Source organism: Lysobacter sp. Root76 (assembly GCF_001428685.1).
Taxonomy (GTDB): Bacteria; Pseudomonadota; Gammaproteobacteria; order Xanthomonadales; family Xanthomonadaceae; genus Lysobacter.
The window spans coordinates 26,012-41,393 of the sequence record NZ_LMIK01000006.1 but is presented as its reverse complement, the minus strand read 5'-3'; the positions used below and the strand labels follow the sequence as shown (position 1 = coordinate 41,393).

At 68.0% G+C, this 15,382-nt stretch carries 15 protein-coding genes; 6 read left to right on the top strand and 9 right to left on the bottom strand.

What is annotated here, in order from left to right; translation table 11 throughout:
* Positions 1–103 precede the first annotated feature (103 nt).
* Entirely contained in the window at positions 104–1,387 is a 1,284-nt protein-coding gene (locus ASE10_RS12120) for an RNA polymerase sigma factor (protein WP_056305309.1), read from the top strand.
* 546 nt (positions 1,388–1,933) lie between these two features.
* Here the strand turns inward: ASE10_RS12120 and ASE10_RS12115 are convergent.
* A complete protein-coding gene (locus ASE10_RS12115; protein WP_055905970.1) occupies positions 1,934–3,076 on the bottom strand; it encodes an acyltransferase in 1,143 nt (380 codons plus the stop codon).
* Positions 3,077–3,514: 438 nt separating this feature from the next.
* Here ASE10_RS12115 and ASE10_RS12110 point away from each other — a divergent pair, with 438 nt between their 5' ends.
* Positions 3,515–3,814, top strand: a complete 300-nt coding sequence (locus ASE10_RS12110; protein ID WP_056098366.1) for a hypothetical protein — start codon at positions 3,515–3,517, stop codon at positions 3,812–3,814.
* A gap of 898 nt (positions 3,815–4,712) precedes the next feature.
* Here ASE10_RS12110 and ASE10_RS12105 read toward each other — a convergent pair.
* Positions 4,713–5,480, bottom strand: coding sequence for an SDR family oxidoreductase (locus ASE10_RS12105; RefSeq protein WP_055905964.1), 768 nt, complete (start codon positions 5,478–5,480; stop codon positions 4,713–4,715).
* 151 nt (positions 5,481–5,631) lie between these two features.
* On the opposite strand from ASE10_RS12105, the gene ASE10_RS12100 reads away from it, so the two are divergent.
* Entirely contained in the window at positions 5,632–5,832 is a 201-nt protein-coding gene (locus ASE10_RS12100; protein ID WP_055905961.1) for a hypothetical protein, read from the top strand.
* Between the two features lie 12 nt (positions 5,833–5,844).
* On the opposite strand, the gene ASE10_RS12095 is transcribed toward ASE10_RS12100, so the two are convergent.
* From ASE10_RS12095 to ASE10_RS12070, 6 genes are all read right to left on the bottom strand, one after another.
* Positions 5,845–8,034: a hypothetical protein gene (locus tag ASE10_RS12095; protein ID WP_055905958.1), complete on the bottom strand. Its 2,190-nt coding sequence runs from the start codon at positions 8,032–8,034 to the stop codon at positions 5,845–5,847.
* Entirely contained in the window at positions 8,031–8,393 is a 363-nt protein-coding gene (locus ASE10_RS12090; protein WP_055905955.1) for a hypothetical protein, read from the bottom strand. The genes ASE10_RS12095 and ASE10_RS12090 overlap by 4 nt, the downstream gene beginning before the upstream one ends.
* 120 nt (positions 8,394–8,513) lie before the next feature.
* Entirely contained in the window at positions 8,514–9,179 is a 666-nt protein-coding gene (locus ASE10_RS12085; RefSeq protein ID WP_055905952.1) for a hypothetical protein, read from the bottom strand.
* 184 nt (positions 9,180–9,363) lie between these two features.
* Positions 9,364–9,849: a hypothetical protein gene (locus tag ASE10_RS12080; RefSeq protein WP_055905949.1), complete on the bottom strand. Its 486-nt coding sequence runs from the start codon at positions 9,847–9,849 to the stop codon at positions 9,364–9,366.
* A gap of 130 nt (positions 9,850–9,979) precedes the next feature.
* Complete coding sequence (locus tag ASE10_RS12075; RefSeq protein ID WP_056305307.1) at positions 9,980–11,086, bottom strand: hypothetical protein; 1,107 nt, start codon at positions 11,084–11,086, stop codon at positions 9,980–9,982.
* A gap of 223 nt (positions 11,087–11,309) precedes the next feature.
* Positions 11,310–11,573 carry a DksA/TraR family C4-type zinc finger protein gene (locus tag ASE10_RS12070; protein WP_055905944.1) on the bottom strand — a complete coding sequence of 88 codons (264 nt, stop codon included), beginning with the start codon at positions 11,571–11,573 and terminating at the stop codon, positions 11,310–11,312.
* 444 nt (positions 11,574–12,017) lie between these two features.
* Here ASE10_RS12070 and ASE10_RS12065 point away from each other — a divergent pair, with 444 nt between their 5' ends.
* From ASE10_RS12065 to ASE10_RS12055, 3 genes are read left to right on the top strand one after another with little or no spacing between them, the layout of a single operon-like run.
* Positions 12,018–12,542 carry a hypothetical protein gene (locus ASE10_RS12065; RefSeq protein WP_055905941.1) on the top strand — a complete coding sequence of 175 codons (525 nt, stop codon included), beginning with the start codon at positions 12,018–12,020 and terminating at the stop codon, positions 12,540–12,542.
* Between the two features lie 12 nt (positions 12,543–12,554).
* Positions 12,555–14,042, top strand: coding sequence for a DUF2235 domain-containing protein (locus ASE10_RS12060; protein ID WP_056305305.1), 1,488 nt, complete (start codon positions 12,555–12,557; stop codon positions 14,040–14,042).
* A 24-nt stretch (positions 14,043–14,066) separates the two neighbouring features.
* On the top strand, positions 14,067–14,654 hold the full coding sequence (locus tag ASE10_RS12055) for a hypothetical protein (RefSeq protein WP_055905935.1): 588 nt from the start codon (positions 14,067–14,069) through the stop codon (positions 14,652–14,654).
* Between the two features lie 49 nt (positions 14,655–14,703).
* Here ASE10_RS12055 and ASE10_RS12050 read toward each other — a convergent pair whose 3' ends face one another.
* The gene (locus ASE10_RS12050) at positions 14,704–15,321 is read right to left on the bottom strand and encodes a glutathione S-transferase (RefSeq protein ID WP_056305303.1); all 618 of its coding nucleotides are present in this window, start codon (positions 15,319–15,321) and stop codon (positions 14,704–14,706) included.
* Between the last annotated feature and the right edge of the window lie 61 nt (positions 15,322–15,382).

Sequence of the window (15,382 nt, the reverse complement as noted above, 5' to 3'; positions counted from 1 at the left end):
ACAGGGACCGTATGATCGGACGCGACTTCGAGACCGGCCTGGCCGCGCTCCAGATCCAGTCCGAAAAGTAGCCCGCCCCTTCCCACTCGACCGACCGCATCCGATGACCAACGACACCCATCGCGCCATCGATGCCGTCTGGCGTATCGAATCGCCGCGCCTGATCGCCGGCCTGGCGCGCATGGTGCGCGACGTCGGCCTGGCCGAGGAACTCGCCCAGGACGCCCTGGTCGCCGCGCTGGAGCGTTGGCCCGAAACCGGCGTGCCCGACAACCCGGGCGCCTGGCTGATGGCCACCGCCAAGCACCGCGCCATCGACCGCCTGCGCCGCAGCAAGCTGCAGCAGCGCAAGTACGAAGAACTGGGCTACGAACTCGAAGACTGGCAGGACGACGCCGAGGCCGCGTTCGAGGCGGCCATCGACGACGACATCGGCGACGACCTGCTGCGCCTGGTGTTCACCGCCTGCCATCCGGTGCTGTCCACCGAAGCACGCGTCGCCCTGACCCTGCGCCTGCTCGGCGGCCTGACCACCGACGAAATCGCGCGCGCCTTCCTGGTCCCCGAACCGACCGTGGCGCAACGGATCGTGCGCGCCAAACGCACGCTGGCCGAAGCGCGGGTACCGTTCGAAGTGCCGCGCGGCGACGAACTCGCCGAACGCCTGGCCTCGGTGCTGGCGGTGATCTACCTGATCTTCAACGAAGGCTACTCGGCCACCGCCGGCGACGACTGGATGCGCCCCGCCCTATGCGAGGAAGCCCTGCGCCTGGGCCGCATCGTCGCCGAACTGGTGCCGCGCGAACCCGAGGTACACGGCCTGGCCGCGCTGATGGAAATCCAGGCCTCGCGAGCCCGTGCCCGCGTCGACGCCAGCGGCGCGCCGGTGCTGCTGCTGGACCAGGACCGCGCACGCTGGGACCAGGTCCTGATCCGGCGCGGCCTGACCGCCCTGGAACGCGCCGAAAAACTCGGCGGCGCCCGCGGCCCATATGCATTGCAAGCCGCGATCGCCGCCTGCCACGCCCGCGCCCGCACCGGCGACGAAACCGATTGGGCCCGCATCGCCGCCCTCTACGACGCCCTGGCCCAACTCGCCCCGTCGCCGGTGGTCGAACTCAACCGCGCCGTCGCCCTTGCCATGGCCTTCGGCCCCGCCGCCGGCCTGGAACTGGCCGACACCCTGCTCGACGAACCGTCGATGAAGAGCTATCACTTGCTGCCGAGCGTGCGTGGAGATTTTCTCGCCAAGCTCGGCCGTTATCAGGAAGCGCATGCCGAGTTCAAACGCGCTGCGTCGCTCACGCGTAATGCGCGCGAACGCGAGCTGCTGGTCGATCGGGCGGCGGCGTGTGCGCGGAGCATTGCTACGCTTAAGCACGACTAGCCGGCTCTACGACGCGACGAGCTCAATAGGTCGGCACATCGGTGTCCAGCACGTACTCGAAGTCCATCCATCTCTCTCTGAACGAAGCTCTCAGATATGGCACTAGTCAGAGTTTGCGAGCTCAGCGGCGCCGTACCACACCATAATCCCACCAATCAGTGTGATTAGAATTCCGATGCCGGTGTCCCGACTACCGGTACCAGCGCTGTATCGCCCCAGGACCCATTCATCCAAGGCCAGTAAGCCGAATAGACCATATCCGGCCACAGCCACTCCAGCCAGTATAAAAAGTAAGAAAAACGATTGCTTCATTAGACACTCGCGGTCGTTCGTCCTACGTCCAAGCTCGCATGACATTCATTCTAATCAAATTCGCAGCGGCTCATTGAACCGCTCTGCGCTTGCTCTGCCGGCATTGGAAGCCGCGCTACATTTCACCCTTGCTCCCTTGAGCATGGACAACTGTCGCGCCCGGACCACAGCTGCCGACCGTAAGCGCAACGTTACCGCGGCCATGTCGCAAGAACTGCGACAAACCGTCAACTATCACCCCTGAGTTACGGCAGCCGCACCGGTCCGTATGGTCCCAGCCTTCCAGCGATCCCGTAGCCTCAGGAACGGCCGCTCGATCACGTAATGCAGCAGCGCCCCCGCCGCGAACGTCGCCACGGCATACACCGCGAACGCAACCACACCGCGCCCTTCCAACTGCGCCCCGAACGCCGTTTCGACCAGATGGAACACCGGCTTGTGGATCAGGTACAGGCTGTAGGAGGCCACCGCGATCCAGCCCGCGCCCGGCACGCGCCAGCGGCCGAGCCAGCTGCGAGTGCTGGCGCCGGCGGCGACCAGCAGGGCCAGGCCCAACGACAGCAGCGGGTAGCCGATCACGGTCGGCAGCAGGGCCGTGCGTTCCTGGAACAGGAAGATGGCGACGGCCACGACCGCCAGGCCGGCGATCAGCAACCCATTCGCGTGGCGCTGCAACCGCGACCACAGCTGCGGCCGGTAGACCTGGATCGTCGCCAGCACCACGCCGAACAGCAGGCCGTCCAGGCGCATCCAGGTCGGGTAATAGATGTCTTCGACGAAGCGCCGGTCGAAGCTGCGTTCGACGTCGTCCAGACCGCGCACCGGGGCCATTTCGTACACCCAGACATAGCCGCGCAAGGCCAGTCCCATGGCCACGACCGCCACGCACAGGCCGACGAACTTGGCCGCCGACGGGCGCCGCGTCATCCACCAGGCCAGCCACGGGAACACCAGGTAGAAGTGCTCCTCCACGCACAGCGACCAGGCGTGCGAGAAGGCCTTGTTGTGCTGATAGTCGATCAACAGGTTCAGGGTGAAGGTGAGGAACTGCCACAGCGGCTGGATGCCCTCGGCTTCGCGGAAGCCGGGCACGGTGAAATAGATCGCCAGCACCACCAGGAACGCCGGCAGCACGCGGAACGCGCGGCGCAGGTAGAAGTCGCCTGGCCGCAGCGGCAGGCCCTGGCTCAGCGGCTTGAGCAGCTGGCCGCCGATCAGATAGCCGCTGAGCACGAAGAACAGGTCCACGCCTATCCAGCCGTGCGTGATGCCGGCTTGCCAAAACTCGCCCATGCCGCCGACCAGATAGGAATGAAACAGCATCACCCAGACGATGGCGATGGCGCGCAGCAGGTCCAGACCGGGCAGACGACTCATGGGAACTCGAATGGCGTCGCCGCGCGCAGCGACAGGCCGCGCGCGACAGAGGAAGGGATGGGGGATTCGCGGGCGCCGTCGCGACACTCGGCTGCGTCCGCGGCCATCAGCATAGAACGCCGCATCGGTCTTGCCTATACGCCGCCGCGATGTCGCGCCGAATCGTTTCGGCATCGGTGGCGAGACCTCCCGGCGACGTGTGTGCCCGTCGCGACGCCCCCGGCAACCGCCCGCCTCCCCGCGCCCATTACCGGGTGGCGCCCAAGGCCATCTGGGGACCGGCGTAGCCGGCCTTTTCGCGGCGACGGCCACTGGGTCCCGCCCGACGCCCGGCTGCAGTCATCCCGCCGGACGGTACTGGCGCCGGCCGAAAAGCCGTAGACAATGCGCGCAATCGCGGCGCGCCACCGGCCGCTCCCGGTCGGAAGGACGGCAACGATGCATAAGCTCCTGGGAGTCGTACTGGTCGTGGTCGGCATCGTGCTGGCGGTGCAGAGCCACTGGGTGATCGGTGCCCTGCTGCTGATCGCAGGCGCCATGCTCGCCACCGCCGTCCACCGCAATCGGCTCACGACCAACACCGGCTCGGGCTACGACGGCGGCAGCAGTTGGAACGAAAACTCCGGCAGCGCCGATTGGAACGCCTCCAACGGCAACGGCGACAGCCGCGATTGCAGCCCTGGCGACAACGACGGCGGCGGAGATTGCGGTGGTGGCGATGGCGGTGGCGGCGACTGAAGCAACGCCTTCGTGTGCAGGCGCGGCCTTACCCGAGTTCGCGCTAGCTCCAGTAGAAGCTGCGTTAGCCACGACCGCGTTGCGTCGACCCGTTGCGTAATCGCGGCTCACGCCGCTCCCATGGTAAGCACGGACTTTCCCTGTGGGAGCGGCGTGAGCCGCGATGGCGATCCTTCGGGTGACTGCGCGAGTCGCGACTTGCATCTCCCCTACCGCAAGGCTCATTGGGAGGTATGTGGGCGTCAGCGTTCGGGCGTCGCAGCGTCGTGAGCCACGTTCCGAGCAGTGCGCTCGGAACGCGACTCGCGCAAGGACAAGATCGGTCACCGACGAGCGGAGCTTGGGTCGCTACGGCCGATCTGTCGGGCGACGGCACTCGGATCGCCGATCGTTTTTCCCCATCCGCAACACGTCAGGCACGGACCGCAAGCTCGCACAAGGCGACCTTGCACCACACGGCTCCGTTTCCCGCACACAACACCTTGCACGCCGCTCCCAACACCTTGCAATTGCTATGGGAAAAGCCCTGCGAGCAAGCCTCGCGAGCCGACGGCCGAGCATTTCGCTCCACGCCTGTGGCAGCAAGCCTCACATCTGCAGCGTGACGGCTTGCCGGCGCGAGCAAAATCGCGCTGCGGGCGAGCCCGCCGTGCCGAAGGCCGGGCATCTGGACGCGAGGCTTGGAGTATCCGCCACGCGCGCGAGGCCAAAAGCCTTGCGTCCGGGAATTTGGGACTGGCGTGCAGGACCGTGCCGAGTGCGTTTCCAAGTGTCGGCCGCGTCCGCGGGCTATGCCGGCCTGCCTGGCGGTAGAGAATCCAGGTACGAACAACCAGGCGGGGACGCCCCTCCTCAAGCACGACAAACCAGAGCGACCCACGCCGCTCCGGCCCGCCCCTCAAGTGCGATTGACCGACACCCCGCCCTCCACCGCCAAGGCACTGCCGGTCACGAACGACGATGCGTCGGAGGCCAGGAACAGCGCCGCCTGCGCGATCTCTTCCGGCGCGGCCACGCGCTTGAGCGCGTACAGGCTGGCGATGAAGTTCCGCGCTTCCTCGCTGTTGCCGAACTCGCGGTAAGCCGGCGTGTCGGTCGCGCCGGGCAGCAGCGCGTTGCTGCGGATGCCGCGGGCGCCGAACTCGACCGCGATCGAGCGGCTCAGGCCGAGCAGGCCGGCCTTGCTAGCCGCGTAGCCGGCCACGCCCGGGAACGCGGCGGTGTCGCCGACGAAGGAGGACGTGAAGATCAGCGAACCGCCGCCGCGCGCCAGCAGCGCCGGCAACTGATGCTTGGCGCCGAGAAAGGCGCCGGTGAGGTTGGTGTCGAGCACGTCCTGCCATTGCTGCAGCGACAACTCCGTCGTCGGCGATTGCGCGCCGAGCACGCCGGCGTTGTTGAAGGCAATGTCGAGCCCGCCGTAGCGCTGCTGGGCTAGTGCGACCAGGGCCTGCGCATAGGCTTCGTCGCGCACGTCGCCGGCCAGCGCCGTGGCCTCGCCACCGGCTGCAACGATCTCGGCAACCAGGGCATCGAGCAGGTCGCCGCGGCGCGCGGCCGCCACGACTTTCGCGCCTTCGCGTGCGAAGCACAGCGCGGTGGCGCGACCGATGCCGGAACTGGCGCCGGTGACGAGGGCGATCTTGTCTTGCAGTCTTGCGGTCATGGGTATCTTCCCGGCAGGGGCCGCATGCGCGGCGGTACGGGAAGAATGCGGCGCGGAGCCACGCAGAGATATCCGATTCCTGCGGTGCATCGTCTCAAGCTGCGAGACGGGTACGCCGCACAGTAAGAGGTCGCGAACGCGGGACGCCCCCATGCCCAGCTACTACCTCAACCGCACGCCACTGGCCAACGGTGCTTACCAAGTGCATGCGCTGGGTTGCCCGCGTCTGCCGCTGTACCGGATCCACCTGGGCGAGTTCGTGCACGCGGCCGATGCCCTGCACGTAGCCCTGCGTCATTATGCGCGGGCCGAAGCCTGCCCGCGCTGCGCCGCCGAGCAGACCCGGCGCTGAGCGCGGCGCGCCTCAATGGTGAAAGGCCTCGAACTTGATCGTGGCCGCCGCCCCGGATGCCGCGCCGACCAACACCAGGTAGTACTTGCCCGGACGGATCGGCCCCGAGTACAGATCCGAGCAGATCGCCAAGCTCTTGGACAAGGCCCGACCGCCGGCGTCGAACAGCTGATAGCCTGGCGACTTGCCGTCGTAAGGGTCGCCGATGCAACTCATCTGATGCGAGAGTACGAACAGGTCGCCGACATCCGGCTTGGTGATGTCGATCAGATAGGTCCTGCGTTGCCCAGCCTCGATCGCCGCCGTGTAGGTACTGCCGTTCTGCAGCGCTACGGCCTGGCTGATGTCGGGTGCCCACTGCGCGGCGAAGTAGGTGGTCGAGCCGGGCTTGCGCGCTACCGCGACGGGCGCTTTCGTCACCCGGCCCAGCGCTTGCGAACCCAATTGGTGCGAGCGCAGGAAACCTCGTTCGCCGGTGACCGCCAGATCGAAAGCGCAGGCGTCCAGCAAGACTGGGGCGACGCCTGCCGCAACGCAAGCTTCTCGCGACTGCGTCAGCACCGCGGTCGTTGGCGCGGCCGGCCTGCGCGGAAAATCGCGCAGGTCGTAGCTGGCCGCGTTGCGGCCCGGCGCGTAGTCGAACAGCGACTCGCTTTCCCCGACGCGCCAACTCTGCACGAAAGCGTCGACTCCGGTCGCATCGGGATTTTCGAGCACGGTGCCGGAGCGCGGCACGAAGTCGTGGCGCGGGTCATCGTCGGCACGCCCGATCAGGCCCGCATCTTGGGCCCTGTCGGCGCCGCGCATCACCCGGTAATCGACATCCAACCAGCTGCCATGATGGATCACGCGCAGCGTGCTGCCGTCGGCCCACATCACCGCGCTCACCTCGGGCTGAGTCGGCGTGCCCCACACACCCAGCGCATTCCCGTTGCCCAAGTCGTGTTGAACGAAGCCGCCGGCCCACTGCAGCGGGCGGCCGTCGATGCGGATGCCGTCCGCATACACGCCTACGCGGCGCCCAGCCGCGCGTAACGCGACCGCGCTCACCACCGCGACCGAAGCGCTGTCGTGCCAAGGCTCCTGACGAACCTGGATCTGCGCGCCGCGCGCGCTGCGCAACAACCAGAACTCGCCGGCGCGCTGGGTACTGAACACCGCGCCGCTGGGGGTGATGTAGTGCGGTTCGCCGACCACGCCGCCGCCGTTCTGGGCGCCGTGCGCGCTACTGCCCGTCGGCGCCGGCGGGGCGCCCGGAGGATCATCCTTCGGATCGGGCTTGCGGCAGCCTTCGCTGACGTTGCTGCGAGTCGGCGCAGGCACCGGACTTCCGCCGGACGTCGGCCGCAGGCAGACGCTGTCGTACAGGGCCACCCGTTCCAGCAGCGCGTCCTGCTGCCGTACCAGCGCCTCGCGCTGGGCCAGATCGCCGGTGCCGTGCGGGTCTACGCACCAAGCCAACATCGCTTGCTGCACTTGTTCCAGTTCGCGTTCGGTGGTGTCGCGGCGTTCGGCTATGCCGCGCAGGGCTTCGTCGATGTTGTCGTGGGTTTCTTCTTTGTAGTTGGCAGGGTCGGCGCGCATCCGCGACGACCAACCCGTCGCGCCCAGATGCTGGAGGAATTCGTCGATGCCCGGCGTGCCCGCCTCGGCCATGGCCTTCAGTTGGTCGGTGTAGGAAGGTCGGAACGCCAGGTATTCGTCGGCGGCGTCCTTCAGACTCGGGTACGCGGGGAAGCATACCGTCACGGCCTGCATGGACTGGCCGCTCTCCATCCAGCAGGGCGTGTCCATGGGTGCCTTCAACGCCTCGGCCTTGGACACGGCCAGGGGTTTGCCCAGGTTGCTCGCCTTGCAGTTGACGATGGTGATCTGCGCGCAGCCCAGCTTCGCGTCCTTCTGCACGTTCCATAGATTGTTGCTGGCCTTGACCGTGTGATTGCCCGCGCTATCCACTTTTCCGCCCAGGCTTTCCGCACGCGCCTGTCCGGCGATGTAGGTCCACAGCACCGGCCCCAAGCCGCCGACGTTGTTGCGGATCAGCGGCTCGGTGATGTTCTGGGTGAAGCCTTCGTTGATCTTGCGCAACTTATCGCCGGCCGCGCGTGGCGCCGGACATTGCACCTGCGCGTGGGCATCGACGCCGACCAGCGCCAATGCGACCACGAACAGCAGGCGCAAGCGCTCGCGGCCCGCGCTCACGGCGCGACCTCGACACCCGCGAGGGCCTCGCGACCGTCGCGCCCGACATAGCGCGAGGGCGCGGACGGCGGGTACCACCAGCGCTCGGTGCTGCCGTCGGGCCAACGCTGCTCCAGTACCGCATCGCCGTCGCGGTACAGCGCCTTGGTCAAGGACACGGCACCGGGATCGGGCTTGAGCGTTACCCGCAAGGCATCGCCCTGCGGCCAACCCGGCGCCAGCGGTGCGGCGGACGACGCGATCACGGGGCTCGAAGCCGGCGCCGTCGATGCGGGCTCGGTCGACCCGGACCCGCGCCACAGCCAATAGCCGGCGAACGCCAACAGCGCCGCCAACAGCAAACCCAGCGCCTTCTTCACGGCCTCACTCCCTGTGATGGCGGGCCGCAGCCCGCGTCGCGCCATTCCCCGGCGCCAACGATCACCAACGCGGCGCGCGCGCCGATCAGGCCAGGCGGGCTGCCCAACGGCGGTCGGATGCTACTTCGCGCCCAACGCCAAAGCCGAACCGGTGAACGGCACCGCCAGCTGGTAACCGGCCGGCGTGGTCGCGGGCGTACCTGCGGCGGTGCCGAACTGGGTCACGCCCGCGCCCAGCACTTGCGCCAGATCGTAGCGGCGCCCGCCGAACTCGAACGGCCGACTTTCCAGCAGCCGCGCCGAGAATACGTTGGTCGCCATCACCGGCGTCGGCGTGGTGATGCCCTGCTCGACCGTGGTCCCCACGACCATGCCGGTGCGGCGCAGCGTGGCGATGCATTCGCCCTGCGCGAACGAGCTGGGGTCGTCGAAATTCCCCATCGGCTCGCGCTGCAGGAACACCGAGAACTCGCCGATCGGATCCAGCCCCAATTGCAGGGCGCCATTGCTCGCGCTGCGAGCGGTGAAGGGGCGCGCGGCGAAAGTGAAATGCGCGGTGGTCTCGCCGCGTTCGCCGTTGAACAGGTCGTTGTCGATGCCGGACAGATGCAGGAAGTAGCCGTAGTCGGCCAGCGTGTTGTCGTTGGCCAGATAGAAGCGCCCGGTGACGTACCAGGCCAGCTCGCCGGGCATCAAGCGCAAGGCACGCGCCTCGGCGCGACGGGACGGCCGCGCGACGCGGCGACGGCCGGCGCTGCGCGCGCCGGGATGACGGGGCGGGTTCATGCGTGAGCGGCTCCACAGAGGGCACGGTCGATGGTAAGGCGCAAACTCGCTCCGGCGCCACTCAACGGCAGATCGCAGCGGCTTCGGCGCCGCCGTGCCCGACGCATCGGCGGCCCGGATGACCAGAACCCGCCCAACCTCGTCTCGAACCTGCCGCCGCGCTGCGACGAGCCGGTTCGCTGCATCAGCGGCGCAATGCGCGCCGCGCGAACACCACGCAGATCACGCCGAAGACCATGTGCGCGAGCACGCTCCAGGCGATCCAGTCCAGGTGCTTGAACGAAGGCGAGGCGTTGACCCGCGACAGCGGCAGCACCACGAAATTCATCACCAGGTACAGCACCACGCCATAGGGAACGCCGTAGCCCAGCGGCCGCGCCAGCAGGCCGGTGTAACGGCGCGCGACCAGGGTGTAGATCAGCACGAACATGGTCGCCATGAACACGTGCAGCAGCACGCCCAAGCCCGCCGCCTGCATCCCGCCGTCGAAGCTGGCCGGACCGAGCACGCCGACGGCGATGGTCTGGAACAAGCGCTCCATGCCGGCGCCGTTCCAGCCGAACCACAGGGTCGCGGCGAAGCTCATGTCGCCCAAGGCCACCAGCAGGCCGCCGAGCAGTACCTGCGCCCAAGCGGGCGAACGCGAGGCGTGATTGAGGCTGGAAGACATGCCGGAGCTCCCTCGTACTCGGATGGTGGCCGGATCATAGGGCCGCGCCGACGGCCGCGTATGTGCCGAAGGCAGGGGGTTGGCGGCGCCGCCGGTATTCCAGCGTTGGGCCCAAGGTCGAGCGAGGCGATCAGGGCCTGGCGAAGCGATCCCTCGGCGTCGCATCGCGCGCGCTGTCGCTCAAGGCATACACACACTCGAAGAAGGGCCTGACCTCGTCCCACGAGCGCCGAGCCCGGTGCGCGCGCAACAGCTGCCGCCCCAGGTCGACCACATCCGGTTCGTCCTGCAGGTGCGCGGCCAGAGCGCCCGCCGAATCGGCCTCCGCATGCAGGCTATGGTCCTGCCGGTTGTAGGCATGGAACTCGGTGATCAGCCCCGGCGCGTCGATGCGCGCATCGCCGATCGAACAGCTGCGCGATGTCACCGCACTGGCGCGATCGACATGGCCCTCGGCGAAACTGTCCTGCAGCGTATGCAGGATGCTGCCGAACGCCACCTCATCGATCTGCTGGCGCAGGCCGGGGCTGCCCAGGGTGTACAGATCCTGCACGTACCAGTCGGTGCGTCCGAAACGGCTGCTTATGATCTCGTTCGGAATGTCCTTCAGACGCGTGTCCAGACGGTATTCGCCGCGCATGATCCTCCAGTTGAACTCGGCCCAGTCCAGCATCATGCGCTGCGTCTGCGCCGGATCCACGCCGTCGGCCGAGGCCATGGCATGCAGGAACTGGAGGTCGCCGAAATGGGTGCGATAGAGCATCGCCGAGCGCGAGGCGGCATCGAAAACGGCACCGTCCGCGGCGCGGTCGTTGGCGTCGTCGAACAGTTGGTACCAGCAATAGGGCTGGGTCTGAAAACGGATGGTCTGGGTGACCTTGCAGCGGGTGCCCTTGCCTTCGCCGCTGCTGATGCGGAACGGCGGATCGTCGTTCCAGCGCAGGCCCGCCAGCACCGCTGCGGGCGCCCGGGTGCTTTCCAATCCGGAGCAGACATTGCCGTCGCAACCGTAAATGCGGTTGGTGATTTCTTCATGCACCGGCTCGCCGAAGGCTTTCAGGCCCAATCCGGCGGCATAGCGCTCCAGGCCCGAAAGCCAACTGCCGCCGACGCCGCTGAGCCTGCGCTCCTCCGCCGTTCCGGTGGGCGAGAGCTTGTGTGCATGGACGGTCGCCGCAGCGCCCGCGACCAACAGAACGATCAGGCCGCAGGCCTGTCCGAATGCATTGCGCTTCATGCGATCCCCTGTTTACGACGCCGCGTCCGTGGGTTCGGACGGTGAGCGCCACCCCTGGCGCGCACCGCCTTGCGAACCGTGTTTCGACCCGCACCGGCGCGGCGGCCGATGGAGGCGAACACCGCCGTCCCTTCCTGGATGGCGAGCATCGCGAGCATATAGCACGGCTATCGCGCCCTGCCAGTTCAGGCGCGCGAACGCCCAACGTCGACGCGTTACGGGCTCAGCGCAGCTGACTGTCCTTGCTGCCGCGGCGGTTGTAGCCGCTGGCGCCCTGCTCCTGGTCGTGCGCCTCCTGGCAGCTCACGCACAAGCGCACGCCGGGCACGGCTTTACGCCGGGCCTCGGGAATCTCGGTGTCGCATTCTTCGCAGCGCTCCAGACCGGGGCCCTGCGGCAATTGACTGCGGGCGCGCTTGATCGCGTCCTTGACGGTAGCGTCGATCTGATCCTGTACGGCGCCGTCGCCTGCCCAACCGGTAGCCATGGCTGCCTCCGGGTGTGGTGGATAGGGCCGACAGCATAACGGAGCGGACCTGAGCGCCGCGCGACCGCGGGTCGGGCGAACCTAGCCGGCGCGGGCTCTGCAACGTCGCCGCAAGCGGACCTGCGTCTCCGCTCACGATACGCCGGCGTGTGTCCGCAGCGCCGCTGCGTTACCATCGGCCGACGCTCATGCCGGCGATGGACCGCGGCGACGGTCTCCAAGGGAGGGGGAAACATGGATTCAGTACCGGGCCGGGGCGCCAGCTCCCGACCGTGCGGCGACACCGGCCCACGCAGCCGGCGTAACGGTTCCGATGCGGACCGCGCCTCGCCCTTCCCCGCCTCTCGCCGCAAGACCCGCGCTTCCGTCCTTCGTCCGCGCCTGGCCGTCCTGGCCCGGGCGTTCGCGCTTTCTGTCCTATTCGCAACAGGATGCCAACCCGCCATGTCCACCCAACCTGCCTACGTCGCGCCCAACAAGACCGACGCCAGCCGGCCGCTGACCTTCGCGCAGCACGACTTCGGCGCCGTCGCCTACGACACCTTCGGCTGCACCGTGCTCTACAACGGCGAGTACGCCCTGCGCGACAGCGACGACGCCAAGACACCGTCCTCGGCCACCCTGGGCGCCGACTACCGTAAGCACATCGCCGCGCCCTGGGCCGCGATCCGCAACTTCCCCGGCCCGGCGCAGGTGAGCTGGCGTTCCAAGGACGGCAGCGCCCACGAAGCGCAGATCGACATCCCCGACCTGTTCGAGGACCGCGTGATCCGCCACAACGTGCCCAGCGCCGAACTCGCCGACTCTGGGGTGATCGCCGAGGACCCGGAGATCCTGCTTGAGGTCAACGACCGCACCGTCAACGTCTACATGCGCGCCATGGTCCACACCCGCGAGCTGCAGATCCCTGGCAACAAGCACAGCGACTTCCGCAACGATCCGGTCCTGGTGTTCAGCCATACGTACTAAAGGAGTAGTGCGATGACGGACGACAAGAAGAAGAAAGGCCCGGACGGCGTCAGCACCTACGCCGCCGACGCCCACGACCTGGCCAGCTTCGACCAGGCCAGCGAGGCGCTGTCGCGGCTGTCCACGCCGGTGCTGGTGCACAGCTCGAACCCGCATGAACGCTTGTTCATCGCGGCCTTCGACGGCACCGGCAACAGCATGCTCAAGGACGCGCCGGTCAACCACACCAACATCGCCGATGTGGTGCGCCAGACCGCGGCGGCCAACAGCCGTGGCCTGTCCAATATCCGCGTGGACTACGTCGAAGGCCCGGGCACCCAGGACGGCGCGCTCAAGCGCGGCTGGGACGGCATGACCGGCAACTCCTACGAGGACCGGATCGAAGAGATGTATGCGCGCTTCACGGCGCAGAGCAAGAAATGGCTGGCCGAAGACCCGGACGCGCAGATCCGCGTGGTCAGCCTCGGCTTCAGCCGCGGCGCCGAGCAGGCCGCCGGTTTCACCCGTCTGGTCGACGAACGCGGCATCCAGGATCCGAAGGGACGCGTGGAAGATCGCGACCTGTTCGGCAACCTCAAGGACGTGCGCTATACCGGCGAACCGCTGGTACCCGCGCACCAGGTGGCGCAGGCCGTGGCCCTGTTCGATCCGGTCGGCACCGGCGAGCCGCGCAAGCACGACCGCCGCCAGCCGCCGTCGGTGTTGTCGGGCTTCCAGATCACCGCCGAGGACGAGCGCCGCAACCTGTTCAAGTCCACCAGCATCCTGGACCCGGGCGCCAGCGAAGACGGTCGCTTCCTCAACGTCACCGTCGGCGGCGCGCACAGCGACATCGGCGGCAGCTATGCGCTCAACGGCCTGTCGGTGCGCAGCGGCAACCTGATGGTCGATTACCTCAACTCGCTCAGCGACCAGCCGTTCCTGGACAAGCGCCCCCTGCCCTCGGCGCCGGAAATGAACGTGGTCCACCGCTCGGAAGAGCATCAGTGGTTCTACCGCACTTCCGACTTCGACAAGGACGGCCAGCGCGACCGCATGACCCAGTTGACGCCGGACAAGCGCGCACCCGATCCGCACAACAACGAGCCGCGCGACGAAGCCATGAACGCCGGCTTCCCGCATCGCCCGGTCGCGATCGGACCGGTGCCGCCGGAACGGCCGTCGCCGGAGCCGCGCCTCGACACCGACCCGGCGCCGATCGCCGCCGACACCCACGCGATGTTCCAGCGCCTGGGCCAGGCCGCGGTGAACGGCGACGTCGATAGCGCACGCGCCGTGGGCGGCAGCTTCCTCGCGTCGGAGCAGGGCCAGTCGCTGCAGCGCCGCGGCGGCGAGCAGGCGCAGAACCAGGCCCAGAGCCAGGCTCAGAACCAAGCCCAGAACCAGGCAAGTACCGCAGCGAGCGAACGCCAGCAGGAATCGCCGGCGCAACCCAACCCGCCCACGTTGCCGCCCACCGGCCACGACGGCCCCGAACGCCGCATGACGCCGCGGCTCTGACAGCAGGACGAGAGTACGCGCACGATGGAGAAACAGGATCTGGAGTTGTTCGCCGTCCAGCTGATGGGCGTCGCCAAAATGTTCGAGGTGGTCTGCGAAAAGGCCACCGACCGCTTCACCCAAAGCGCCACCGAATTACGCCAGACCGCCGAAATCTGGGAGACGAACGCGCAACTGCTGACCCGCGACCTGGTCAGCACGGTCGGCGCGCAAACCCGCGACGCGATCGAACAAGGCGTGGGCACCGCGTCGGCGCAGTACGGCCAGCAACTGCAGCAGACCGCCGCCGCGCTGCGCGAGGTCTCGCGCAATGCCGAGAAGACCTTGCAGCAAATGGACGAACAGCGCCAGGAACTCAAGCGCGAGCAGAAGTCGCTGATCTGGACCGGCCTGATCGGCCTGGGCCTGGGCGCCGTGCTCGCCGCCAGCGGCGCCGGTTACCTGATCTGGCAGAGCGGGCGCGAGGTCAAGCGCGCCGAGTTCGCCAGCGACATCCTGCGCGCGACCAAGTCCGGCGCCCTGAGCCGCTGCGGCCAGGCCCTGTGCGCGCGCGTGGACGCGAACGCCAAGCGCTACGGCCAGAAGGGCGAGTACCTGTTGCTGGAACAGTAACCCCGGCGCAGGGCGGCGCCATGCGACCGCCCTGCCCGCCCGCCGCGCTTCAGTCCTGGGTCTCGCCCGACAGCGGCGTGGCCTGCATCGACGGCCGCGTTTCGAACGCGTCCAGCCAGGCGCTCAGGCGCGGACGCTGGCCACGGAAGCTCGGCAGCCCGCGAAACTCCAGCCAGCTCAGGGTGGTCGCCAGCGCGATATGACCGACGTCGATCGGGCCTTCGATGTCGAGTTCGCTGTCCAACCAGTCGTAGCTGGCGATCAGCTTGTCGGTGTAGCCGTCGCGCAGCGCCGGATAACGCAAGGCCTCGGGGCGGCGCACGGTTTCCCAGCGCACCGCGATGCCGGCCTGCGCCAAGCCCTGCGCGACCGCCTGCACGCGCAGCGCCTGCCAGCGCGCCTCGCCCTCGGCGGGAATCAGCCGCGGGCCGTCGTGCAGCGTGTCGAGGTAGGCGCAGATCAGGTCGGAATCGAACAAGGCCGGCAGGCCCGGCCGCAGCAGCACCGGCACCTTGCCCAGCGGATTGGCGGCGAACACTTCCGGGTTGCGCAGCGTCGGGCTGGTTTCGTGGTGCACGACTTCGATGCGGTCGGCGATGCCGGCCTCGTGCGCGAACACCAGGACCTTGCGGGCATAGGGGGAATGGGTTTGGTAGAGAAGCTTCATGGGTGCCGTCTGCGAAGGTGGACTGAGAAATGGGATTCGGTTCGTCGAACGTTCGATCCAG